We start from the raw sequence: 24,875 nt of genomic DNA, 5'->3' as shown, positions 1-24,875 counted from the left end.
ATGTTTAAAAATTTTATAAAAAGACCAGTACTGGCCATAGTAGTCTCGTTGATTATTATGATCATAGGTGGATTATCGATTAAGAGTCTTCCTATTTCGCAATTTCCAGAAATAGCCCCACCACGTGTACTTATTACTGTAGCCTATCCAGGTTCTAGTGCTGAGGTACTTACTAATACGACACTTATACCGCTAGAAAGAGCGATAAATGGTGTACAAGGAATGAAATATATCGTGTCTGACGCAACTAGTGCAGGAGAGGCTACTATTCAAATAATTTTTGAATTAGGTGAAGATCCTAACGTAGCGGTGGTTAACGTTAAGAACCGTGTAGATCAGGTTATCAATAAATTACCACCACTAGTACAACTAGAAGGTGTAGTAGTTTCTAGGGTACAACCTAGTATGTTGATGTACGTGAATCTCTTTAGTAAAAACAAAAATGACGATGAAAAGTTTTTGTACAACTATGCTAATGCAAATGTGATTCCTGAAATAAAAAGGGTAAACGGTATTTCTAGTGCAAAGATTCTAGGTAGTCGACAGTATGCGATGCGTTTATGGTTAAAACCAGATCGCATGCGAGCATATAATGTTTCTACAGAAGAGGTTATGGAAGCCATTAATGAGCAAAGTGTTATCGGTAGACCAGGGCGATTAGGTCGTAGTTCTGGTCAGGAAGCACAATCATTAGAATATGTACTAGTTTACAAAGGAAGGTACAATAAGCCAGAAGAATATGAAGATATAATTATAAAAGCAAGTCCTGATGGTGAGATATTAAGACTGAAAGATCTTGCACGAGTAGAATTAGGAAGTGAATTCTTTGATATTTATTCTAATAAAGATGGATATCCATCTGCGGCGATAGTTTTAAAGCAATCATATGGTAGTAATGCCAGTGATGTTATCGAGCAGATCAAAGAAAAAATGGAAACAATGAAGCAGGATTTTCCTGCAGGTATGGAATATGAGGTCAGTTATGATGTCTCTAATTTCTTAGACGCTTCTATTGAAAAAGTAATACACACATTAGGAGAGGCTTTCATCTTAGTATCTCTAGTTGTATTTCTATTTTTAGGCGACTGGCGCTCTACATTAATACCAGTTCTTGCAGTTCCTATATCATTGATAGGAGCATTTTTTGTAATGCAAATGTTTGGTTTAACAATTAACTTAATCACATTGTTTGCGTTAGTTCTTGCTATAGGGATTGTGGTTGATGATGCCATAGTTGTGGTAGAGGCAGTGCATGCAAAAATGGAAGAAGTACCTGGTATTTCTCCATATAAAGCTGCGCAGCAAGTTCTAGGTGAGATAGGTGGTGCAATTGTAGCCATTACTTTGCTTATGGTAGCTGTATTTGTGCCGGTAGCATTTATGAGTGGTCCTGTAGGTGTGTTTTATAGACAGTTTGCTATTACTATGGCTTCGGCAATTACTTTATCTGCAGTGGTAGCACTTACTTTAACACCAGTGTTATGTGCAATGATTTTAAAAAACAATCACGGTAAGAAAAAACGTAAAACACCTATCACTTATTTAATAGATGGTTTCAATAATTTATTTGAAAAACTAACCGGTCGATATACTAATGTTTTAGAGAAAATAGTCTCAAGACGTTTATTAACTATTGTAGTCTTAGGAGCTTTTATTGCCGCTACATTCTTTGTAAATAAAACACTTCCTGCAGGGTTTATACCTAATGAAGATCAAGGGATGATTTATGCTATTGTGCAAACACCACCAGGGTCTACACTAGAAGAAACTAATAAAGTTTCTAGACAGTTACAAGCCATAGCCGAAGAGATAGATGGAATCAAATCTGTCTCATCCCTTGCAGGTTATGAGATCTTAACTGAAGGACGTGGCTCTAATGCTGGTACTTGTTTGATCAATTTAAAAGACTGGTCAGATAGAGAGCATTCTGTACACGAGATTATTGAACAGCTAGAAGAGGAAACTGAAAAGATGGGTGCGGTCATTGAGTTTTTTGAGCCGCCTGCAGTACCAGGTTATGGAGCAGCTGGCGGTCTAGCCTTACGTTTAATAGATCAAAACAATGAAACAGATTACCAAGAGTTTGATAAAATCAATCAAGATTTTATGGATGCACTAGGTAAAAGAGAAGAGTTGAGTGGTCTATTTACCTTTTATGCAGCAAATTATCCCCAATATGAGTTAGAGATAGATAACGCTCTTGCTATGCAAAAGGGAGTTTCTATAGGTGTTGCAATGGAAAACTTAAACATTCTAATAGGTAGTACCTATGAACAAGGTTTTACAAGATTCAATAACTTTTTCAAAGTATATACTCAAGCTGGTCCGGAATACAGAAGATATCCTAGCGATATACTGGATTATTATGTAAAGAATGATGTAGGTGAAATGGTACCTTATTCTGCCTTTATGAAATTGAATAAAAAGCAAGGGCCTAATGAAGTTACTAGGTATAACCTGTACAACTCTGCAGCGATAAGAGGTAACCCTGCAAAAGGTTTTACTACAGATGATGCGATAAAAGCCGTTCAAGAAGTAGCAAAAGAAACCCTGCCTAGAGGTTATGACATCGCATGGGAAGGACTTTCTTTTGACGAGGCTAGAAGAGGTAATGAAGCGATTATCATTTTTGGAATCGTGTTGATATTTGTTTATTTCGTTCTTGCTGCACAGTATGAGAGTTTTATACTGCCACTAGCAGTAATTCTATCCTTACCAGTAGGTATTTTCGGTTCTTTCTTTTTATTGAAAATTCTAGGTTTGGCAAACGATATATATGCACAAGTAGGTCTGGTCATGCTGGTAGGACTGCTAGGTAAAAATGCCGTCTTAATTATAGAATATGCTGTACAGAAACGTAATCAAGGCATGTCCATAAGAGAGGCAGCTATAGAAGGAGCAAAGGTTCGTTTCCGTCCTATTTTAATGACATCGTTTGCTTTTATTGCAGGACTTATACCTCTAGTAATAGCTAGTGGAGCAGGTGCTGTAGGTAACCGTACCATAGGAACATCTGCCATGGGTGGTATGTTATTCGGTACCGTATTCGGTGTTCTAGTAATTCCTGGACTGTATTACATATTTGCAACTATAGCAGATAAACGTTCTATGATTAAGGACGAAGATTTTGAACCATTAACGGAAGAGTATAACTACAACGATCAGAAAAATGAAGACTAATTCAATAATAAAAGCCCTAGTCGCTGTACTGATTGTACTATTAGTGCACTCTTGTGCATTACCTAAAGTGACTCAAAAAGATCCTAATAAGAATCTACCGACAACATATCAAAATGAAGTCACAGATTCTGTAAACTCTGCAAAGGCAGACTGGAAAACCTTCTTTGAAGACCCTGCTTTAACAAACCTTATTGATGAGGCTGTTGTGAATAATAAAGAAGTAAACATCATGCTCCAAAAGATCATGATGTCTCAAAATGAGATTCAGACTAGAAAAGGAGAGTACCTACCATTTGTAAACCTAGGAGCAGGAGCTGAGGTAGAAAAAGTGGGTCGATACACTCGCAATGGTGCCGTAGAAGAAAATTTAAACATAAGAGATGGAAAAGCATTTCCAGATCCATTAGGTGATTTTAAATTAGGAGCTACTGCATCATGGGAACTAGATATTTGGAAAAAACTTAGAAATGCAAAAAAAGCTGCTGTTCTAGAATATCTAGCCACTACAGAAGGTAAAAATCTACTGGTAACTAATCTTGTTTCTGAAGTGGCACGTTCTTATTATGAACTCGTTGCACTTGATAATGAATTACAAAATTTGAATCAGAATATCGAAATTCAGGAAAATGCACTAGAAGTGGTTAAACTTTTAAAAGAAGGTGCACGTACCACATCACTAGCAGTAAAACGTTTTCAGGCAGAGGTGCAAAAGAACAAAAGTGAAGTATATCTCGTAAAACAAGAAATACGTGAGACAGAAAATGAAATCAATTTTTTACTAGGTCGCACACCGCAACCTATCGTTAGAAATGCGACAGATTTTATAGACCTAGTTCCTAAAATTGTACAAACTGGTATCCCGTCACAATTGTTGCAAAACAGACCAGATGTACGTCAGGCAGAATTAGAACTAGCCGCAAGTCGCTTAAACATTAAAGTTGCTAAGGCAGATTTCTATCCATCTATAGGTATAAAAGCTGGTGTAGGTTTTAATGCTTTTAATCCTAAGTTTTTATTAAACACACCAGAGTCACTTTTATACTCTGCCGCGGCAGACATTATGGCGCCGTTAGTAAATAGAAATGCTATTAAAGCAGCGTACAAAAATGCAAATTCCCGACAGATACAGGCTGCATTTGAGTATGAGCAGCAACTTTTAAATGCTTATAAAGAAGTTGCAAATCAAGTTTCTAATCTGGATTATCTCGTTAAAAGTTATAATTTAAAAGAGCAACAAGTACAGTCATTAACAGAATCCATTGAGATAGCAAACCAACTATTTCAATATGCGAGAGCAGATTATATGGAGGTGCTTTTAACGCAGCGTGATGCATTAGAGGCTCGCAAGGAATTGATCCATACTAAAAAAGAGCAAATGATAGCAACTGTAGATCTCTATAAAGCACTAGGTGGTGGCTGGCGTTAAATTATGAGTAAGATTATTTGATTGGAGTGATTAGAAATGGGTAATGTGGATGGCATTACCCATTTCTTTTTTAGGTAGAAATAGCTTTTTTATAATTCCGCTTTCGCGAAAGCGAGACAAAAACAATCTATCGGTAATTTGCTCCGTCGACACTTAACGGTCATTCGTCGACACTAAAATGGGTATTGATCTAACTTTATCCAAAAAATGTATAATTTATGATCATATTTGGCGATACTCTAAAATAGAACTGTTGGAAAATATAAAGCTTAAAATTCTTCTTATTGAAGATGATGCTATAGAAGTAATGAAATTAAAACGAGCAATTAAGAAACTTGAGTTGAGTCATGAACTTATAGAAGCAAAGAATGGAGAAGAAGCACTTGTTATATTGAGAGATGATAAAGTGATTCCAGATGTGATTTTTCTAGATCTCAATATGCCTAAGATAAATGGGCTTGAATTTTTAAGAATACTTAGAAAGGATGATGTATTAAAATACATACCTACAGTCATGTTAACTACTTCTAATAATCGTAAAGATGTACTTGCATGTTATGAAACAGGTGTTGCTGGTTATATAATAAAACCACTCAAATATGACGATTACGTAAAGAAAATTGAGGTAGCTTTACAGTACTGGAGTATGAATGAATTAATTAAGGCATAATGAAAGGAATAGTTTTTACAGAATTTTTAGAATTAGTAGAAGAGAAATTTGGCTTTGAAATGGTAGATACCATACTTAGTAATGCCGATTTGCCTTCTAACGGCGTATACACTGCTGTAGGAACTTATAGTTTTTCAGAGATGTTAAGTCTGTTGACCAATTTGAATAAAGAAACAGGAGTACCGATAAACGACTTGCTTTTTGTTTATGGAGAACATTTTTTTAGTGTAGTAGAAAAGAGTTATCCTACCTTTTTAGAAGAATTTACTGACCCAATAGAAATGCTATCTTCTATAGAAAATCATATACACGTAGAGGTGCGCAAGATATACCCTGATGCAGAACTGCCTACTTTTACCGTGGTAGAAAAAACTGAAAATACACTAGTGATGATTTATAAATCGAGTAGAGCGATGTCATCATTCGGTAAAGGACTTATGAATAAAACTCTAGAGCATTTTAATGCTAAAGCGAGTATATTAGTAGAGAACATTAAAGAAAATGGTACAGAGGTAAAATTCAGTATTGAAATTCATGGCAGAGGATAAACTTAAAATGTATGAACGAGCCATCGCTCGTGAAAAAGCTGCTCGTAAAGAAGCAGAGCGCATTCTAGAAGAAAAATCTAGAGAGCTATATTTTAAGTCCAAAGAATTAGAAGTTTCTAATAAAAAATTAGAAGAACTGGTAGAAGCAAAAACTTCAGAACTTAAAGGGGTTTTTGAAAATATAGTGGACGCTTATGTAGTAATGGACATTCCTGGTAATGTTCTTAAAATGAATGAAGCTGCAGAAAAACTATTAGGTTACACTGTTGATGATAAAATAAATTTATTAAACCTTGTCATTCCTGAAGAACATGAAAGACTAGCAGAAAGCTTTCAACAACTTTATGAAAATGGCTCTATAACAGATTTTAATATTAAAATCTCTATAGCAAATGGTGCTATACGTCTCGTACATGTTAATGCTAGTATGATCTATGATAGCGATAATAGACCTATTGCCGCACAAGGAATAGTTAGAGATATTACAGAGTTAAGAAGTCTAGAATTACAAAAACAAAGTCTTCTTAAAAAACTAGAAAAGAGTAATGATGAGCTGCAAGAATATGCACATGTGGTATCTCATGATTTAAAGTCACCATTGCGCAGTATAAATGCATTGATAAGTTGGATTAAAGATGATAATGAAGGAAAGCTGTCTCCAGACACGTTAACTAACTTTGACATGATAGAGGCTACTCTAGAAAAAATGGAGCAACTTATATCAGATGTGTTAGAATACTCGAGTATTGTGGGAGATACTAGCTCACTTACTAATGTAGATTTAAACATTGTCATGGACGACATAATAACCTTGCTACACTTTCCTGAGCATATACATTGTACGGTTATAAAACCACTTCCCAAGATTAAAGTAGATCGAGTTAAAATCCAGCAATTGTTTCAAAACTTGATAAGCAACGCCGTTAATTATAGCGATAAAAGTAAAGGTCTTATAGAAATAGACTTTGAAGAGAGTGACAAAGAATATACCTTTTCTGTAAAAGATAATGGAATAGGAATCGATAAAGAATACCATCAAAAGATTTTTCAGATTTTCCAATCTCTCAATAAAAGAGAAGAGTCTACCGGTATAGGATTATCAATTGTAAAGAAAATTGTTGATTTATATAATGGACGTATCTGGTTAGAAAGTACTTTGGGTAAAGGCACAACTTTCTTTTTTACCATAGAAAAATAAAATTATGAAGACACTACAGTTACAGAAGGCTAAAGGGAAAGATTGGGAATACCTGAGTGAGAAAATAAAGCTTAAAAAGCCACTAGTTCTTATTTTAGGAAATAGATTTATGCTAGAGGATCAATACATTTATAATGAATTAAAATCTTTATTTCCTGATGGACATTTAGTTTTCGGTTCTTCTTGTGGAGAGCTGGTAGGTAGTAAAGTGAATGATCAACACATTACGGTAACAGCTATTGAATTTGAACGCACAACATTTGAGGTTCAAACTTTTAATATACAAGAAAGTAAAGGTGATAGCGAGATTGCAGGAAAGGAAGTAGTAAGTAAACTTAATCCAGAAGGGCTTAAACACATATTTGTAATATCAGAAGGTAGTTCTGTAAATGGATCTGCTCTTACAAAAGGGATGCAAGAAACCTTACCCAAGGTTTTAATTACTGGTGGGCTTTGTGGTGACGACGCTCGTTTTGAAAAAACACTTGCTTCTTATAACGAGGCACCTAAAGAAGGAGAGATTATTGTCATCGGTTTTTATGGAGATAGTTTTGAGGCTTCTTTTTCTATTTATGGAGGCTGGACACCATTTGGCCCAGAGAGATTAGTCACAAAATCAGAAGGAAATGTACTTTATGAAATAGATGGGAAACCAGCACTAGATCTATACAAAACCTACCTAGGTGAGAAGGCAAAAGATTTACCAGCGTCTGCACTTATATATCCATTAAACGTAAAAAGTGAAGAGAATGAACAGTCATTTGTTCGTACCATTCTCAATATAGACGAAGAAAAAAATGCCATGATTCTAGCAGGAGATGTACCTATTAATTCTTCTGTACAGTTAATGATGACTAATATGGATAGTATAGCCGCAGCGTCAGAAACTGCAGCCATAAGAGCCATGGAAGGAAGAAATGAATCTCCACAGTTAGCATTTCTAATAAGTTGTATAGGTCGTAAACTAGTTCTAGATCAAAGAATAGAAGAAGAAATAGAAGAAGTACGTGGTATAATAGGAGAAGATGTGGTAGTAAGTGGTATGTATTCTTATGGAGAAATAGCACCCTTTTATGGAGAACGCAGCTGTAAACTACACAACCAGACCATGACTATAACTTTAATAAGTGAATAAATGAATCCACTGTTAAATAGACAAATACGTAAATACCTGCCAGACGATGTTAAGGATAGGGAAGATGTTCAGGACTTTTTAAAATCTGTAGCAGCTTCTTATGAAAATCTAGATGACCAGTTTAAAATGACTCAAAGAGCTATGAAAATAAGTTCTGACGAGTTGTTTGAAGCTAATAAATCCCTAAGGGAGGAAACACGACAACAGCGTAGTTTACTCTTAAGGTTGCAGACCGTAATTAATACAGTACAACCAGAAAGTAGTGATGGTGATAAGGAGAGTTATTCTATAAATGGAAGTAAAAACATTGCAGAATATATAAGCGAGCAGGCAGAGCAGTTGATTAAAGTCAATAAAAATCAAGAGAAATTACTGGAAGAACTAGCACTTCAAAATCAAGAGTTAAACGATTATGCACATATAGTATCACATGATCTTAAATCCCCATTAAGAAGTATAGAAGCACTAGTAAGCTGGCTTAAAGAAGAATATAGTTCTAATTTTACAGATGAAGGTAGAGGATATTGTGGGCTTATAGTGGCAAACGTTGAAAAAATGGATGCTCTTATTTCTGGTATTCTAGAATACTCTTCTATAGATAAAGATACTCGAGTAGAGCGAGATATAAACCTAGACTTATTAGTTCAAGAAACGGTAGAATTACTACATATACCAGAACATATAAAGGTGAAAATACACCATTTACCTATTGTAAAAGGAGATCAAATTAAATTACAACAGGTATTCCAGAATCTTATTGATAATGCAGTAAGTAATATGGATAAAGAAAATGGGCGCATAGATATTATTTCTAGAGAATTAGATACAAAATACCAGTTTGAGATTAAGGATAACGGTAAAGGAATAAATGCGGCATACTTTGATAAAATTTTTCAAATTTTTCAAAAGCTAGAAAATGATTCTAAAAGCACCGGTATAGGACTCTCCATCGTAAAGAAAATTATTAACTACTATGACGGTGAAATATGGCTGGATAGCGAGCTAGGAAAAGGGACATCGTTTTTCTTTACATTACCTAAATCATAATATTATGGAACAACCTAATTTGAGTTATATCAACGATCTTGCTGCAGGAGATGAGTCTTTTAAGAATAAACTTATTGAGGTGGTAAAGGATGAACTACCGGTAGAAATAGAAATTTACCATAGTAATATGAATAGTTCCGCTTTCGCGAAAGCGGCAGAAAACGTACATAAATTAAAACACAAGCTAGGAATTTTAGGACTAGTAGATGGGTATGAAACTGCTATTGCTTACGAAGAAGAATTGAAATTAGGGAAGAGCAGTCTTAAAACTGAATTTGAATCCATACTTGTTGCATGTAATCATTTTATAAATGATTTATAATATGTAAATTGCTCTATAACTAAAACCTAGAACCTTTTGAATTGTATAATAATTGATGACGAAGCGGCTGCGAGAACTATAGTGGCACACCTGTGCAGTCAGGTAGATAATCTAGATGTTATTGAAGAATTTCCTAATGCCATAAGTGCAATGAAATTTCTTAATAGAAATGATATTGATCTTATATTTCTAGATCTTCATATGCCGGATTTTAGCGGATTTGATTTTATTGAGACACTCAAAAATCCACCTAAAATAGTACTTACTACGTCAGATAAAAACTTTGCTATAGAGGCTTTTGGTTACGACTGTATTGTTGATTATTTACTAAAGCCTATTACTTTCCCTCGTTTTTTAAAATCAGTTCAAAAAGCTCAAAAAGAGAAGGTTACACCTCGTGTTGCGGCAGCACCAGCAGCTCCTGTTGTAAAAGAATCTACCGCACTAGTGGAAAAAGAACTGTATGTGAATATAGATCGCAGGCTGGTTAAGATACTTTTTGAAGATATTTATTTGATAGAAGCCAAAGGGGATTATATACTCATTAAAACAGAAAAGAAAAATTATACGGTTCATTCTACATTAAAGAAAATAGTAGAAAAATTACCGGACTCCTTATTCTTAAAAGTTCACAGATCTTACATTATTAATTTCAAGAAAATAATAGATATAGAAGATAATAGTGTGCTTATAGCAAAGAATGTTATTCCTATAAGTAGGTCCAATAGACCAGAATTAATGCGCAGACTTAATTTATTGTAAATAGGTTAACTAGCTAGAACGACCATTCGTCGACAGTAAAAAGGTACTAATCGTTTTAAAAATTTTAAGACGATGTAGCAGATTAAATTTGGCTTATAAATCAATAGGTCATGAAAAAAATTACTTTACTCTTAGCATTAATTTGCAGTACAATAGCGCTTTCTCAGAATTATCAATATCTAGGAACATTTAGTTCTGATGGGACACCAGATTATCTAGAACCAGTCAATGATGTTATTACAGGTACCTTATTAGAAACGGTTAATAATGCACTTCCTGAAAGTTATCCAGTTCCAGATTTTAATCCGCAATATTTATCTTCTGGATATGATACTGATATTGTTTTAGAGGCAGATGGAGATATCTGGGTAACCTTTGTAGGAGAAGGTGCCGGTTATAAAAATGTCTTAGGCTTTTATACCTATGATGCGACTGTAGCTGTTCATCCTGCACCTACACCTAGTGATGTAACTATTATTTTTCCTAACATATCAGCACAGTTTAGTGGTGGTGGACTTATACCTGGAAACAAAGTACATTTAGGTTCTTTTACAGCAGGAACAGGAATAGGATGGGTATTACTAGCAAATGGATATCAAAATAACCAGGTAACTCCAGGTTTGTGGCAACTTTATTCTAATGAAGATTACAATCCAGAAAATGATCCAACAATAAGACAGCATAATGTATTATTAAATGATTCAGAAAATGAACGTATCATTTTAGGTTTTGAAGATATACGACGCGATTATGCATCTTGTGATCAAGATTTTAATGATGCCATTTTTTACATCACTGCAAATCCATTTTCAGCTTTAAAAACAACTAATTTATCTGTTCCAGATTCAGGTCTTAAAACAGTTTCTTCTGGTAACGATGGTGGTTTAGAGAGCAATGGAGATCTAGCTGGTCTTATAGCCAAACGTAATTTGACTAGATTAAAAGAGAACAACAAAATGTCTCAAAAGTCGATGCAAAGATCTTTTTTAATGAAAAATGGAACCATACCTACTTCATTAGATGGTTATTTACCTAACTCTGGTAAGTTTAATACAGAAGTGGCTCAGTATTCTACACCTACCGACTTAATAGGTATTACAAATGCAAATGAAGTGCTGGCTGTGGATTATTACCTGCAGGCAGATCGTGTATCTGCAGTTCTTGCTACATCTACCCAAAATGGGGTTTATGATCACTCTAAGGCTATTTGTGATCGATTAAATAAATCAGTCTTAGATGATGTTAGAACGGTAACAGCAAGAGGACACCAGTTATTAATATCGACTATCATACGTGATAATGGAGAAGTAGAATATGCCGTTAGTTTTTCTATTAAATTAGGAACTGCAGCAAATGAGGTATTTAGTTTTTGGAGTATAGATCGTTACCCTGCTGGTGATTATAACAACTATCAAGTTTGGGGAGGTTCTTATTCTCAAGTGTTCCATATAGTAAATCATATACTAGATGCATATACTGTTCAAAAAACATTGAATAGCGTCGCTTTAAGCAATGTAGTGCCACCAGTATTTGTACGTAGTGGTTATTATGAAGAAGGTAAATTGTATTTAGAAATCAATAACTCACAAGGATATCAAAGCTTATTTTTAAATACCAACCTTAAAGCAACAGAGGTAGCAAGCTTAGTACCTTCTAATAGTACGTTGAGTTTAACAGGTAGCACTATAGAATCTATAGTAGTAGATACTGGTAGTATTTTTGACGCAGGAGTTTCTATAACGCCTAATCAAAATGAACAAATAGATGCTTTATATCTGGCAGATGGGCCATGGGGTACAGACTATGTAGACGGTGAGGTTCTTATCAATACATTTGACGTTACCACTACAAATTCTTTTATGGAAAACAATGTTTATTATGTAGAAAGAAATCCATCGATACAAGGTCAGATCAAAGAAACATTAAATCTTTTCAGACACTTAAAAGCAGGCGATCAATTAGTGACAGTTTCAGATTATGACCAGATGTCATTTACGGTAAATAACTCTTTACCTATGGAGATTATTTTAATTACAGATGAAGATGTACTATGGGCAGACCGTTACCGTTACAACATACCTGCACATCTTACAGCAGCTGATTTAGTTATTAATTTTTCAGACTTTTTGAATTCGTCAGGAGCATCTACTACTAGTGACCAATTAAGATCTGTTGTGTTTTCTGTAAGTGGAGATTATAGCACGTTTCAACCATTTAATTTAAGTATAAATGACTTAAAATTTAAATCAAGCAGCAATACACTAAGTCTTGATAATAATAGTCTATTAGAACAAGCAACGGTAAGTAACTACCCTAATCCATTTGTTAACAATACTACATTTGAACTAGTAAATGAAAGTGATAAAGTAAGCATCACACTTTTTGATTTATCTGGTAGAGTAGTAGACGTTCAAAAAACACAAACTGGTCAAAACAACCGTACAGTGAGCTACTCAAAGCCGTCTTTAAAACCAGGAATATATATGTATAGAATCACAGACGATAAAAACCAAAGCTACTCAGGTAGAGTTGTAAAGGAGTAAATTCTTTAAAAAATTATTAATACTAAAACCATCACTTGAAAGAGTGATGGTTTTTTTGTGTTGGATCTGATTTCATTGAACAGTTGAGTGTGTGTAATTATTTTCTGGTTAAGAATGTTTTGTAATTTTATGTCAGTGTATTTGCTATTCTAAAATAGATAAGTAAACATATGTAAGTTATCTATCTATATGTCAAATGCGATTTTTAATAGTTTTCAATTTGATTATAAAGGGAGTTCTAATACCTGAGTTTACTATAGAGTCAGGAAAACTAATTAGATTATGTTTACCCAATTTTGACTCTAATGGAGGTGATCTAACTGGCGATTTCCGGTACAGATTATTAAATCACTTTGAGATAATACTACCTAAATCAAAACACTCAAACGAACATACAGAAGCGGAGTTTTCAACTTTACCAAATCTATTACTGTAGAGTAATACCTTAATAATGCTATAAAAGTGGATACTAAGTATGCTCAGAAGATAGCCGACTACTTAAAATTAGATGTACATGATAAGGTTAATCAACTACCTGGTGGAAAACGAAAAGCGCTGTCCATCAAATGTGATTTTGAAAAGTATGATCTTCTTGTTTTTGATTACCATGGAGTCAGTGCAGACCAAATTGAATACTTAGAGAATATGGTTGACGTAGAAATTGGCAAAGAAAAGTGTGCAATAGTTATAGATAGACTAGAGTGCAATCAAGAGATTGAGACTAATAAAAATAGTATTCGCATAGAAATATCCACCACATAAAAATACCGCTATCTCACTTTTATAAAGTAAAATAGCGGTACTATTAAATAAGCACTCGATTATAATAGAGGCTAGAATTTAAACAACTTTCCTTTAGTAACTTGTAGTCTAAGAGTAAAACCAACTTCAGTAAATTCAAATCCTGCTGCTGTTGCGCTGGCTATATTACTGTATTTCCCATAAGCACCAGCTTGTAATCTAGGAGAGAAACTGTAGATTAATTTTGCCTCAGCTCTTAGTAAAGTAGTAGCCTCGTCTTGTTCTACAAATTGATATCCACCAGCTACATTTGCTAGATATGTCCATTTACCACTGTTGCCATTGAGATCTATAAAAGCCTCTGCAGCCTGATAGATACTAGGACTAAAATATTGATTAGGTAACTGCTCTTTATAACTTAAATACTGATAGTTTAAACCTGCCTTAATAGCTGGCGCTTTAGTAAATGTGTAATAAAGAGAAGTGAATAACAAGTTTCTAGAGTTACCATCTGTTTGTTGCGTATGCATTAAACCGGTGTACCAGCCTAAATTAAAAGTCGTACCCATATTATAATTAAGCATGTAATTGTTTAAAAATATCTTCTCGTCTATAAGAGCAGCATTAAAATTTTGTAACTCACGACTGTAACCTATCTCTAGATTTTGTAGAGCAAATGGTCTTGTTTTTAAGAACAAAGAACCATTTACATCTGTATAGCTATTCACGTCTGCATTTGCTTTTGTAAAACCTAGAGTGCTTTCTACCCAAGTGTTATTTTTGATTCTGTATTTAGTGCCTAATGAGATGTTAGTATTATTTGCCATATTACCCAGTGTCATATTTTCTGTAGTTCTATAAGAGTAATTAAAGCTAGCCGTAAAACGATCTGAAAAAGGAACCGTAGCATTTATACTTGCTCCATAAGCTTCATTATCACCATTATCTCTAGTGTATGCAGCAGTTGTGTTTATCGTAGGACTTAATGAATTATCAATGGCTGCTATTAAAGACTTAGCATCTTTTTGCTCTGGATAATATTCTAGAGTTTTCTGAGCATAGGCATATGCTTTCTTTAAATTTCCCTGACCACGGTATGCATTTGCAATTCCTAAATTACCGCTGAAAGAGGTACTATCCTTTTCTAGAATAGTATTATAATAGGCTATACCTTTATTTATTTTACCAGTATACATAGACATAGAAGCACTTAGAGCATTTATTCTATTACTAGATCCTAGTAGGTTAGTTAACGAGTCTATTGCAAGGGTTGCATTTTTATATTTCCCATTCCATATAAGCGCCTGTATAAAACGCTCTTGAGTAGTCATGATTTTAAGTGAGTCGTTTTTTGCTAGTGTAGTAGCCTCTTTTGCATATTGAAGAGCTTCTTTATCTTTACTATCTAAGTGTGCAACTAGTGATAACCCTACTAGTGCATTACTACGGTCTTCTATTTTGTTATAAATATCGTTTGCTTTTTCAAAATCAGAACTGGTAATATAAACGTTTGCTAGCGCACTCATAGAGTCTGCATCGTTAGGGAAATCAACAAGATTTTCTTCTAGTAGACTTATAGAAGTAGGGTAGTCCTGTGCGGTTAATGATTGAGATGCTTTACCTAGTCTCATGTATTTTTTAGAAACAACTGCATTCTGGTTACCAGGTAAAATCTCTAGAGCTTTATTTACATATAATAAAGCTGCGTCATATTCTTTTAGATTAGATAGTGTGTTTGCATATCCTAGTGTTGCAGGAAAACTAGTGATGTCTTTTTTTACTAGGCCTTCATACATACCCTTAGCCTCTTTAAAATCTTTATTCCATAATAAGGACTCAGCATAATTCAATAAAATCTCAAAATCATTAGGATAGGTAGCTTTAAGATCTGTAAAAAGTTCTTTAGCTTCTACCGTATGGCCATTAAGACCTAGAGCGCGACCATAACATAACCTAGCTGTCTTATTAGTAGGGTAATCGTTAAGTACTTCTTGAAAAAAGGTTTGTGCTTCAGCATATTTACCAGTTTCTAAAAAACGGAAACCAGCATTCATATCCTGACCGTAGCACATCGTACTTACTAATAAAATTAAAAAGAGACCTAGATTTTTCATTGTTCGTTTATTTACACCTGCAAGTTATCACCACATACCACAGTTTTAATCTGCGGTTAATTGCAACTGGTCTACACTTTTTGTCGATTCAAAGACATTCCATTTCTACCTGCGACAGTTTACTACTAGCAGCACTTAAAAAGTGAGTTTTTTAGATAGCTTATAACTGCTCTATATAGTAGGTGTTTATACCGCTTTCGCGAAAGCGGAACACTTCTAACCTCTAAAATTCTTTTAAAGAACGATACTTACCATTCGTCTACAGCATTTTTCATCTGGTCGAAATTGAGCGTTTTACACGCTGTTGAGATCGCATATTTGTATCAGAATTTAAAAACAACACAGCTATGCAACTTACACTTATAAAGAATGAAAACGCAATGAGAATCGTACATAACGGCAGAATGAGTTCAAAGAACTATCAATTAACCGTAGTACATAAAAGGGTAGATAAGCCTGTTATACAATTAATTGCTTCTACAATATAAAACTATGTTAGCCATTACTCAACGTTTAAGAAATAATATTACACAAGAGCAGCTTTTTATGCTCAGCGCATTTATAGTAAACGGCGGAAACTATTTTTATAACCTCATGTTAGGGCGTTATTTAGGACCCACTCAATTTGCAGATGCTGCTATTTTAATAACCTTATTATTAGTACTATCATTTATCGCGATGACTTTTCAATTAACCGTAACTAAGGTTACGGTAGAATTTGCTCCTGAGCAAAAAAAGAGTTTTATAGCAAAGATTTATAAGTATGCGATAGGTACTGGGCTTTTTTTAGGAATGATAACGGTAGGGTTTGCTGGAGGGCTTAAAGATATATTTCAGACACAATCTTCAGGTATGTTTGTCGCATTTGGTATGGCGATACCTTTATATTTTATAATGAGTATCAATCGAGGTGTTTTACAAGGGGAGAATAATTTTTTCAACCTATCGATTACCTATCAGACAGAAATGCTTTGCAGGTTGCTGCTTACTTTTTCATTACTTCTATTAGTAGACTTACCATCAGAATATGCTGTTTCTATAGCAATAGGTGTTTCTTTTATTGCAGGACTTTTTCCTTTGAATAGAAATTCTAAGAATACAAGTCCAGCAATTATTATTTCTAAGACAGAACAAAAGAGAATTTTATTGTTTTTTATTCTTACTGCCTGTTATGAGCTTACTCAAATAGTATGTAATAACAGTGATATATTATTAGTAAAACATTATTTCCCATCTTATGATGCTGGCTTATATGCATCTCTAGCTCTAATAGGTAGAGTGGTTTATTTTGTAACATGGATGTTTGTTATGTTACTTCTTCCTAAGGTTCTTCAAAATCGTAAAGAAGGAAAAGATGCTGTGCCTGTACTTAAAAAGTTTGTAGGATATATTACAGCTCTTTCTTTAGTAATAGTAGGTTTTACATTTATTTTTCCAACTACAGCTGTGTATTTACTTTTTGGAGAAGATTATGTGAGCATTGCTCCCTTATTAGGATGGTATGCACTGGCAACTTCATTTTTTGCTTTGGCAAATATTTTTGCTTATTATTTTTTATCATTAGATCATTACAAGCCTATAGTAATAACAGCCATTTTTGGAGCACTACAAGTAGTGACTATTATATTATTTCATGATAGCCTTTTACAAGTTGTGATGGACCAAGTATATGTAATGGCAGGATTACTTATAGCACAACTTTGCTATTTCTCAAAAGAACAACACAGAGCAAAAAAAGCGTAAACGATAGTAAATGATCACTCGTCTACACTTAATGTCGATCTATCGTTATTTCTTAAAATCAAGGAATCTATGCTAGATATTTGCAGTGTAAACAAACAATAATAACATTTAAAACAAATATCATGGCTTTAGAAATCAACGAAATAGAAGGAGTACTTACACTAACAGGAACAGTTTCTAACACTCACGTTCAAGAGTTGTTAAACTTTATTTCTATAGTGGTAGAAACAGAAGATAAAGTAATTCTTAACCTATGTGGTTTAAAAGAAGGAAAGGAACTTTTAATGGGTAGATTAAATGAAATGAAAAGAACAATAGCAGACGATAAGATGCTTTTGTTTTATGGAGCAAAGACTGAAAATGTTAGTCTTTTATTCCAACAAATTAATAATCCTATTTATCCTAATAGGCTAGCAGCATAATCCACTACAAAGATTCCACTCACTTTAAAAACCAAAATCATGAAATTAGCAATCGTCACAGCATATCCACCTAGTAAAGTAACTCTTAATGAATATGCCTATCATTTAGTAAAACATTTTAGACAGCATCAAGAAGTATCAGAACTGGTGCTTTTAACAGATGATCTTGCGGCTGAGGCGGTGATCGATTTTAAAGAAGAAGGTTGTAAAGTAACTGTAAAACCATGTTGGAAATTTAATAGTTATGCAAATGTACTTTCTATTGCAAAAGCAGTCAGAATTACACAACCAGATATGGTGTTGTACAATTTACAATTCATGAAATTTGGAGATAAGAAAATACCAGCTGCATTAGGCTTATTCTCTCCATGGTTAACTAAGTTAATGAAAGTAAAAACTACGGTACTACTTCATAACATTATGGAAACGGTAGATCTTGAGAGTGCAGGTTTTACAACCAATAAAATCAAAAAAGGAATTTTTAATTTCATAGGAGAATCTTTAACACGTGTTATTCTTAAAGCAGATAAAGTTGTACTAACCATAAGTAAATATGTAGATATCTTAGAAGAAAAGTATCAAGCAGATAATTGTGTGTTGATACCACATGGTACATTTGAAATACCAGAAGAGCCTTCTTATCAGTTACCTACTGGAGCTCTTAAAATAATGACTTTCGGAAAATTCGGTACGTACAAAAAGGTCGAGAATTTAATAGAAGCGGTAGAGCAAGTGAGAACTCGTACAGGTAAAGATCTAGAAATAGTTATTGCTGGTACAGATAACCCTAACACAATAGGATACCTTGATAATGTAAAAGAACAATATAAAGAAGTGTCTAACATTACTTTTACAGGTTATGTTGCAGAGGAAGATGTGCCCACTATATTTTCAGAAAGTGCTATGGTTGTATTTCCTTACACTTCTACCACAGGTAGCTCAGGTGTATTGCACCAGGCTGGTAGTTATGGTAAAGCGGTAGTAATGCCAGACTTAGGAGATCTAAGTATATTAGTAAAAGAAGAAGGTTACAAAGGAGAGTTTTTTGAACCAGAAAGTGTAGAAAGTCTAGCTGGAGCTATTGAGAAATTAGTACAGGATACAGCATACAGAAATGGGATAGCACAAGCAAATTATAAAGCGGCAACGGCATTACCTATGTCTGTAATTACAAGAATGTATTTAAATGAATTTGGTGTAGAAGAGATGGTTACTTATCCTCAAATGCCTATGGCAGTCTAGAAGATCTATTTTTAATGACATTGTAAGCAGGTTTTATACCTGTGGAGTCCATAATCCCAAAGTAAGCCTGTTTGTTTTTGCGCCATGGAAGCGATCCTGCGACATCTTGGGGAATATTATCAAAGTCATAAAGAGTCCAAAAGAGATAGTTAATGCTATCTCTTTTTTGCGTTTCAAGAAGTTGTTTATAAAAAAGAGCCTGATCTTCTTTATCATTTCCATTTAATGTCCAGAAACCATCATAACTAGGTAGTCCTATTTCTTGTAAAACTATCGGTTTTAAGGTAGACTTTTTTAGTGCATTATGAGCATTACTTAACTCTTCTAGATCTTGATAATAATGATAAGATATAAAATCTACATCGTCTTTTAAATTAAGAGCAGCCTTGTGAGAAGACCATCCTATAGTCACAGGATGTAAAGAGTCCAGTTGTTTTAACGCCTTAATAGTTTGAGATAACCAAGAAAGTACACGATCCTTACCGCGGTTTTTAAAATCAAGATCGGGCTCATTTTTAATATCCCAAGATAGAACCGCTGGATGATCTTTTACAGAACTAACAATACCTTTAAGATGCTTGTTAGTTAGTGTCCAGTTGTTCATGTCATAATCACCATAGAAATCAAAAAGAGTAATCATAACTTTTAAGTCGGCTTTTTGAGCCTGGTCTAGAAGAGTGTTCAATCTGTTTAATTTGAGGTCATCTATCTCTGCTTTTCCAAAATCTTCATAGCCTATAAATATTCTAATCGTATTTAGATTTAAGTCTTTAATTATTTTAAAGTCAGCAATTAGAGTCTCTTCTTTTATAGAATCATTAAAAGTGTCCCAAGGGTGTTTTTCTGGATAATAATTAAGCCCTTGCATTTGTTCTATTCCTACAGGCGCGATTTGTGCTATGGTTGTATTTTGATGTACGGCAAGTTTTTCAAAATGTCTCACACGCCAGAAACCATCTTCTAGTAATAAAATGATTCTATAGTCTTCGTTAAATTCTCGTTGTGTTACAAACACATGGTCTTTGTAAATTTTTTCTACTCCAGTGACCTGCCTGTCGGTCAGAACAGCTACAGTACCGTCTGCACTATAAAAATTGAGTGTAATGTGATGGCTCAATGTGGTAGACTGTATCGATATATTTTGAGCAGCGTTGTACTCAATTAACGCATTTACTTTTTTACGAGCAGTTTCTGTATAATGATCATAAATACCATCTATGTTATTGTTTTCTAGAGCTAGATTCTTAACGTACCATGCGTCCAAGTAATCTTGTTCTATTTTTTGTTGGTTTGCAGCCTCCATAGGTCTACCAGGGTTATCAATAGATACCCAGGTTACATCTGGTAAATAATAATCTGTGCGTGCCACATCTAGATGCAACATCTTAGAACTATCTGCACCAGTGTTGAGGTATGCAATAACCTGACTTATTCCATAAATAACACCAGCGTTTAAAAAAATAAACACGGCGATAATAAAAATGCGGTATAGGATTTTATTTTTTTTCACTTGAGATCTATAGATTTTAATGCAGTAATCCCAAGAGATTTTACCTTTAATTCATAGTTGCCTGGCAGGATATTTTTTGTGTTATACGTATGAGAAACGATCCCTTTTTTAGTCCTTAAGATAATTTCTTTACCATCTAATTTAAGAGATACTTGTATGCCGTCTGGTACTGTTTGTCCTAAATAACTAGTTAAAGGACCTATGGTTATGGTGTTTCTTTCTTGTTTTTGTATGATGATTTCTTTTAAAATAGACTTAAAATTTATATCTATTTCAGGACTCTCTACCATGCCGGTAATGACTCCTCTTACTGTCCATGTAGAAGGTTTTTCTGGATGTAACGCTTTCGCGAAAGCGTAACCATTAACAGTACTTGCCGTAGTAGTCCATCTTTGATTAAAATTATCTGTCATAAAAAAGGTCACTATAGTACCGTCGCTCATTGCGTTACCATTAGGGTCTTTAATTTGATCAGTTTTAATGCTGATGATTTCGTTACCGTCTGCATAGTTGTGGTTGCTATCTTCATATATTTTAAAAGGTCTTGCGATGTCAGGAAAAACATCGGCAACTAGTTCTGTAGAAGAGATATTACTTAACGTGCTACCAGTTATCAACCTGCCAGTAGTTAATGGAGAGTTGATTCTTTGCCATGTAAAACCTGCCGTTACCTGGTGTGTTTCTTTATTTATAGTTCCTTTAAATTGATGTTGCATTAAAACATTTGTACCATCAGGTAATAAGTTATCCAGACTGTCTACAGGTATGCTGACCAGCATGGTGTAGTCTCTATTATTTGCAATAATACTGCGTGGACCCAAATAATTTTCTACTGTTTTTAATGCATTTACATTTGAAAACAATTTAAAATCGCCATTCTGTATGGTCTTACCACCAGCAATAAGTTTCCAGTTAATAATACCTGCATGTTGAGTTATTTCTTTAGGGATATTAATTTTGAGTTGTTTGTTACCCATTTCAATAGGTAAAACGGTTGTTCCATAAGTACTTGAAATTATAAATTCTAGTTGGTCTACATACTCTTCTTCAAAAGATTCAAATTGAATTAGTATTCCAGTATTAGTAACTACCTGGTCAATAGGTGATTTAATGCTGTAATTATAGGTAGTAGTCTTTTCTACTTCTTCTTTACTAGCCGTAGAGCAAGAAAAAAGTAGAGCTATAAGAGTCACGATTATAAAAATATGGATATGTAGATTTCTTTTTATCATCGTGGATTACCTATATATGCATTAGTACTTATAGATATATATGAATATGGTAAGCGAGTTACAGGTATTAAAAATTCATTAGTTCCAGCTTTGTTTCTATTAGGGTTTACCTTGGCAGCAATACTCTTATTGGGTAGTCCATTTACGGACACGTTTAAGAGACTAGAAGAAATAATTAACGGCTGCTCCATTTCTGGTAAGTGTATGCTAAAAGGTCTTTTGCGTTGTGGGCGTACACTTTCATCTACATAAACGGCATCTGTCCATATCATTTCTTTAGATTCGTTATAATAACTTATAAGTAGCTGCGGTATAGTAGCTGCTTCTATGCTAGGGTTGAATAAAAAGCCTGTCAGTTCGCTGTTATTTACATGTATTTGAGAAGGAGCAACAGCTTGATATAAATCGGTGGTCGCGACATTTGCTTTAACCTGTATTTCAAAGTTTTCTGGCATTTCAAATGGCCTGTCAGGATCATTACTACTATTAAATTCGATTAAAAATGGAGTAGTCTCTTTGGCCAGTAATTTGTGTTTTACAATATCTTGTGCATTGTATCTAGCAATTTCTTCATTCAATTTATTATAAATAGCACCAGTTACTGCAATGTCTGCTGGAATATTATCTACATTCTGGATAGACCCAACTATATAAAAAGTAGTGTCTCTTTGAACAAGTGTTGCATTAACGACCTCTACCACTGGCTGTTTTAAAACATCTTCATGAAAAGTTTGTTCTGATGTTATTTTGCGTTTTCCATGATTAAAAAATCGTGTACCGCTCTCGAACATTAATTGATCTGGTGGGATGTCAGGATCTACATTTTTAGGCACTATATACCATTTACCTTTTTCTTTTTTAATAGAAAGAGTGTCTCTAGTTTTAATCTCTTTAAGTGGTGTAATCCAGCTTATAGATGCCACACCTGTTGCAGTAGACTTAGTTTGATCAATAACATTTACCGATATGCTATCCATTTTTGCATAAGAACTTAATAGACCATCAGTCACAGAAATTTCTAACATAAATTGCGAGATCTCCTTTTCACTAGATGGATCTATATAAGAATGTGCTCTTTCAAATTCTTTAAAATCTAGTGCGTCATAATAGGCAGTTACTACACTTTCAGGACTCATTTGTACAGATTTCTTTAGGTAAAAACCGTAAACCATATACACGATAAAAAATAGCATAACACCTAACCATAAAAGTGAAATACCGTATAATAACTTTAAGACTAATCGTGAGGCAGGTTTTACTGTAAAGTAAATGCGTTGCTTTTCTTTATTATCCTTGTAAGAGTTGAACCACATACTACCTAGGTAAAGCAATATCGCGATGATTACTGTAGAAAAGGGAATAATACCCCACATTAATTTTTGAAATAATGGGACATCATCTTTAGGTAAAATACTAGGTAAAGGAGCGATACCAGAGCGTTCCCATACAGTTATGCCGTTTTCTAATAAACTAAGTCTATGCCACCCTGTAAAATAGAGTAGTGGATCATAGAATTTGTCATTTGAGAAGACATACTTTAAATGAAATTTTTCTGGTACGGTAAGAAATTGTTGTAAAGATCCCAGACCTTCTATACCTCTGTATTTAGAGTTTTCTAGACGTTCTACGGCTCTAGAAGTAAGTTCTGGTAATCTACGTGCAGAGTGGTAGTTGCCATCTACTGTAGTGGCCTTAGTTTGTGCAGACAGCCATGCCATTTGATCTCCAAAACCTAGTGGCAGGTAACGCCACTTGTCATGATCATCTTCATTTAAGAAATTGACAATAGGTTGCATTTTTATAGGGTCTGGCTGGCTAGGTCTAAATTTACCGAGCGTCATGGTAAAAACAGCTATAAAAATAAAAGTAACAGCTAGAAAACCACCACTAGCTCTATGAATGACCGCGCCCCATTTCTTCTGTAATAACTCTTTATAATCTCCATCGGTAAATCGATAACAAAACTCGCCAAATGCCGGTAGAGCCATTATCGATGCCCATAAAGTAAAACGGTCTAGGGTAAGAATGTTGAATGCATTTTCTCCCAATACCATTAAGGGAATAGGTGTGGTGCCACCGGTCCCTAAAACAAATAAAATGCTAAAAGAGATTCCGAAAAACAAAAGCCTTTTACTGTAATAACGATAGAAAAAATAGGGAAGAAGTAACAATAAAATACCCCATGGAATAATAAAGAATACCAGTCCAGAAGATGTCACTTCTATAAAACTATCTCTAGATCCATGCGGTATGGGTACTTGAGTAATAGGATTGTTTTTTGTGTTGATCCAGTAAGGTAGAATACAGCCTATTATTAATACTAGAGAACATGCACCGAATAAGATAATGCGTTTTAAGTGTGTCCATAACGCTTTCGCGAAAGCGGAAATAGTAACCTCATTATTGTTATCAACTTTCTCTCTTGCAGCATCCATTAATACCGTGCCTATTAATGGGAAAATGAAAAAGACCATTCCAAAAATAGGTGTTACATGGTGAGATGTTACCGTAATGGCTAGTAATCCTAATGATTTGAAAAGATATATTTTCTTACCAGTCTTTAACCATTTATAGATCTCTGGAAGCGCATGCATGAGAATGGAGATACCTATCACGCTAGGCAACTGACCAAATATGTGTAAGGTTTCTACAAAGCAAGATGAGAATACTGCCATGATCGCCGCATAACCAGCAACCTTCTCATTAGGAATAAGAACCTTTGTAAACCTATAAACACCTGTAATAAATAGAACTACACCTATTAGTGCTACAGTAAACATTCCAAATTTTAATCCACCTATTAAAGAAAGTACTCCTATAGTCTGATGGACTAGTGGAGGATATCCCATAACGGTAAAGCCTGTATACCAGCTATAACTCCATGGTTCAAACCAGCTTGTAGCATAATGATTCGCAAAAAATAAATGAATCAATGCATCATATGTCTTTTCTATAGTAAAGAACATAGAGGTCCCATGGAATATGATTCCTAGTAGGACAGCGGTGATTAAATATTTATTGGTTTTTGAAGTCTGCATTA

19 protein-coding genes are annotated in these 24,875 nt (G+C 34.3%); 15 read left to right on the top strand and 4 right to left on the bottom strand.

The window, feature by feature from the left end; translation table 11 throughout:
* The 11 genes from LY01_RS08880 (at position 1) to LY01_RS08830 (ending at position 13,593) form a co-directional block, all read left to right on the top strand.
* Positions 1-3,180, top strand: a complete 3,180-nt coding sequence (locus LY01_RS08880) for an efflux RND transporter permease subunit (RefSeq protein ID WP_104515483.1) — start codon at positions 1-3, stop codon at positions 3,178-3,180.
* The gene (locus tag LY01_RS08875; protein WP_104515482.1) at positions 3,170-4,606 is read left to right on the top strand and encodes a TolC family protein; all 1,437 of its coding nucleotides are present in this window, start codon (positions 3,170-3,172) and stop codon (positions 4,604-4,606) included. The genes LY01_RS08880 and LY01_RS08875 overlap by 11 nt, the downstream gene beginning before the upstream one ends.
* A gap of 253 nt (positions 4,607-4,859) precedes the next feature.
* Positions 4,860-5,276, top strand: a complete 417-nt coding sequence (locus LY01_RS08870) for a response regulator (protein WP_104515617.1) — start codon at positions 4,860-4,862, stop codon at positions 5,274-5,276.
* Positions 5,276-5,824 (top strand): heme NO-binding domain-containing protein, encoded by a 549-nt coding sequence (locus tag LY01_RS08865; RefSeq protein ID WP_104515481.1) that lies wholly within the window; start codon positions 5,276-5,278, stop codon positions 5,822-5,824. The genes LY01_RS08870 and LY01_RS08865 overlap by 1 nt, the downstream gene beginning before the upstream one ends.
* Positions 5,811-7,022, top strand: coding sequence for a sensor histidine kinase (locus LY01_RS08860; protein ID WP_104515480.1), 1,212 nt, complete (start codon positions 5,811-5,813; stop codon positions 7,020-7,022). The genes LY01_RS08865 and LY01_RS08860 overlap by 14 nt, the downstream gene beginning before the upstream one ends.
* A 4-nt stretch (positions 7,023-7,026) precedes the next feature.
* Entirely contained in the window at positions 7,027-8,157 is a 1,131-nt protein-coding gene (locus LY01_RS08855; RefSeq protein WP_104515479.1) for an FIST signal transduction protein, read from the top strand.
* Positions 8,158-9,204: a sensor histidine kinase gene (locus LY01_RS08850; RefSeq protein WP_104515478.1), complete on the top strand. Its 1,047-nt coding sequence runs from the start codon at positions 8,158-8,160 to the stop codon at positions 9,202-9,204.
* 4 nt (positions 9,205-9,208) lie between these two features.
* Positions 9,209-9,526, top strand: coding sequence for an Hpt domain-containing protein (locus LY01_RS08845; protein ID WP_104515477.1), 318 nt, complete (start codon positions 9,209-9,211; stop codon positions 9,524-9,526).
* 36 nt (positions 9,527-9,562) lie between these two features.
* Entirely contained in the window at positions 9,563-10,288 is a 726-nt protein-coding gene (locus LY01_RS08840) for a LytR/AlgR family response regulator transcription factor (protein WP_104515476.1), read from the top strand.
* A 110-nt stretch (positions 10,289-10,398) separates the two neighbouring features.
* Positions 10,399-12,831: a DUF4114 domain-containing protein gene (locus tag LY01_RS08835; RefSeq protein WP_104515475.1), complete on the top strand. Its 2,433-nt coding sequence runs from the start codon at positions 10,399-10,401 to the stop codon at positions 12,829-12,831.
* 462 nt (positions 12,832-13,293) lie between these two features.
* The gene (locus LY01_RS08830; protein WP_104515474.1) at positions 13,294-13,593 is read left to right on the top strand and encodes a hypothetical protein; all 300 of its coding nucleotides are present in this window, start codon (positions 13,294-13,296) and stop codon (positions 13,591-13,593) included.
* A gap of 71 nt (positions 13,594-13,664) precedes the next feature.
* On the opposite strand, the gene LY01_RS08825 is transcribed toward LY01_RS08830, so the two are convergent.
* Positions 13,665-15,686: a tetratricopeptide repeat protein gene (locus LY01_RS08825; protein WP_104515473.1), complete on the bottom strand. Its 2,022-nt coding sequence runs from the start codon at positions 15,684-15,686 to the stop codon at positions 13,665-13,667.
* 347 nt (positions 15,687-16,033) lie between these two features.
* On the opposite strand from LY01_RS08825, the gene LY01_RS15155 reads away from it, so the two are divergent.
* From LY01_RS15155 to LY01_RS08810, 4 genes are all read left to right on the top strand, one after another.
* Complete coding sequence (locus tag LY01_RS15155; RefSeq protein WP_170034579.1) at positions 16,034-16,174, top strand: hypothetical protein; 141 nt, start codon at positions 16,034-16,036, stop codon at positions 16,172-16,174.
* Between the two features lie 4 nt (positions 16,175-16,178).
* Positions 16,179-17,429: an MATE family efflux transporter gene (locus tag LY01_RS08820; protein WP_104515472.1), complete on the top strand. Its 1,251-nt coding sequence runs from the start codon at positions 16,179-16,181 to the stop codon at positions 17,427-17,429.
* Positions 17,430-17,551: 122 nt separating this feature from the next.
* Positions 17,552-17,851, top strand: coding sequence for a hypothetical protein (locus LY01_RS08815; protein ID WP_104515471.1), 300 nt, complete (start codon positions 17,552-17,554; stop codon positions 17,849-17,851).
* 39 nt (positions 17,852-17,890) lie between these two features.
* Positions 17,891-19,093 (top strand): glycosyltransferase, encoded by a 1,203-nt coding sequence (locus LY01_RS08810; RefSeq protein WP_104515470.1) that lies wholly within the window; start codon positions 17,891-17,893, stop codon positions 19,091-19,093.
* On the opposite strand, the gene LY01_RS08805 is transcribed toward LY01_RS08810, so the two are convergent.
* From LY01_RS08805 to LY01_RS08795, 3 genes are read right to left on the bottom strand one after another with little or no spacing between them, the layout of a single operon-like run.
* Complete coding sequence (locus LY01_RS08805; RefSeq protein WP_104515469.1) at positions 19,080-20,603, bottom strand: cellulase family glycosylhydrolase; 1,524 nt, start codon at positions 20,601-20,603, stop codon at positions 19,080-19,082. The two genes, LY01_RS08810 and LY01_RS08805, sit on opposite strands and share 14 nt — an antisense overlap.
* Positions 20,600-21,835: a hypothetical protein gene (locus tag LY01_RS08800; protein ID WP_146080403.1), complete on the bottom strand. Its 1,236-nt coding sequence runs from the start codon at positions 21,833-21,835 to the stop codon at positions 20,600-20,602. The genes LY01_RS08805 and LY01_RS08800 overlap by 4 nt, the downstream gene beginning before the upstream one ends.
* A complete protein-coding gene (locus tag LY01_RS08795; protein WP_104515467.1) occupies positions 21,832-24,873 on the bottom strand; it encodes a hypothetical protein in 3,042 nt (1,013 codons plus the stop codon). The genes LY01_RS08800 and LY01_RS08795 overlap by 4 nt, the downstream gene beginning before the upstream one ends.
* Positions 24,874-24,875 lie beyond the last annotated feature (2 nt).

This window comes from Nonlabens xylanidelens (assembly GCF_002934445.1).
GTDB classification, from domain to species: domain Bacteria; phylum Bacteroidota; class Bacteroidia; order Flavobacteriales; family Flavobacteriaceae; genus Nonlabens; species Nonlabens xylanidelens.
This window is presented reverse-complemented; position numbering and strand designations above follow the sequence as displayed.

Bases quoted from the DNA above. Each gene is read 5' to 3' on its own strand.
- LY01_RS08880 (WP_104515483.1), top strand. From the start codon at position 1: ATGTTTAAAAATTTTATAAAAAGACCAGTACTGGCCATAGTAGTCTCG.
- LY01_RS08875 (WP_104515482.1), top strand. From the start codon at position 3,170: ATGAAGACTAATTCAATAATAAAAGCCCTAGTCGCTGTACTGATTGTA.
- LY01_RS08865 (WP_104515481.1), top strand. From the start codon at position 5,276: ATGAAAGGAATAGTTTTTACAGAATTTTTAGAATTAGTAGAAGAGAAA.
- LY01_RS08860 (WP_104515480.1), top strand. From the start codon at position 5,811: ATGGCAGAGGATAAACTTAAAATGTATGAACGAGCCATCGCTCGTGAA.
- LY01_RS08855 (WP_104515479.1), top strand. From the start codon at position 7,027: ATGAAGACACTACAGTTACAGAAGGCTAAAGGGAAAGATTGGGAATAC.
- LY01_RS08850 (WP_104515478.1), top strand. From the start codon at position 8,158: ATGAATCCACTGTTAAATAGACAAATACGTAAATACCTGCCAGACGAT.
- LY01_RS08845 (WP_104515477.1), top strand. From the start codon at position 9,209: ATGGAACAACCTAATTTGAGTTATATCAACGATCTTGCTGCAGGAGAT.
- LY01_RS08835 (WP_104515475.1), top strand. From the start codon at position 10,399: ATGAAAAAAATTACTTTACTCTTAGCATTAATTTGCAGTACAATAGCG.
- LY01_RS08825 (WP_104515473.1), bottom strand. From the start codon at position 15,686: ATGAAAAATCTAGGTCTCTTTTTAATTTTATTAGTAAGTACGATGTGC.
- LY01_RS15155 (WP_170034579.1), top strand. From the start codon at position 16,034: ATGCAACTTACACTTATAAAGAATGAAAACGCAATGAGAATCGTACAT.
- LY01_RS08820 (WP_104515472.1), top strand. From the start codon at position 16,179: ATGTTAGCCATTACTCAACGTTTAAGAAATAATATTACACAAGAGCAG.
- LY01_RS08815 (WP_104515471.1), top strand. From the start codon at position 17,552: ATGGCTTTAGAAATCAACGAAATAGAAGGAGTACTTACACTAACAGGA.
- LY01_RS08810 (WP_104515470.1), top strand. From the start codon at position 17,891: ATGAAATTAGCAATCGTCACAGCATATCCACCTAGTAAAGTAACTCTT.
- LY01_RS08800 (WP_146080403.1), bottom strand. From the start codon at position 21,835: ATGATAAAAAGAAATCTACATATCCATATTTTTATAATCGTGACTCTT.
- LY01_RS08795 (WP_104515467.1), bottom strand. From the start codon at position 24,873: ATGCAGACTTCAAAAACCAATAAATATTTAATCACCGCTGTCCTACTA.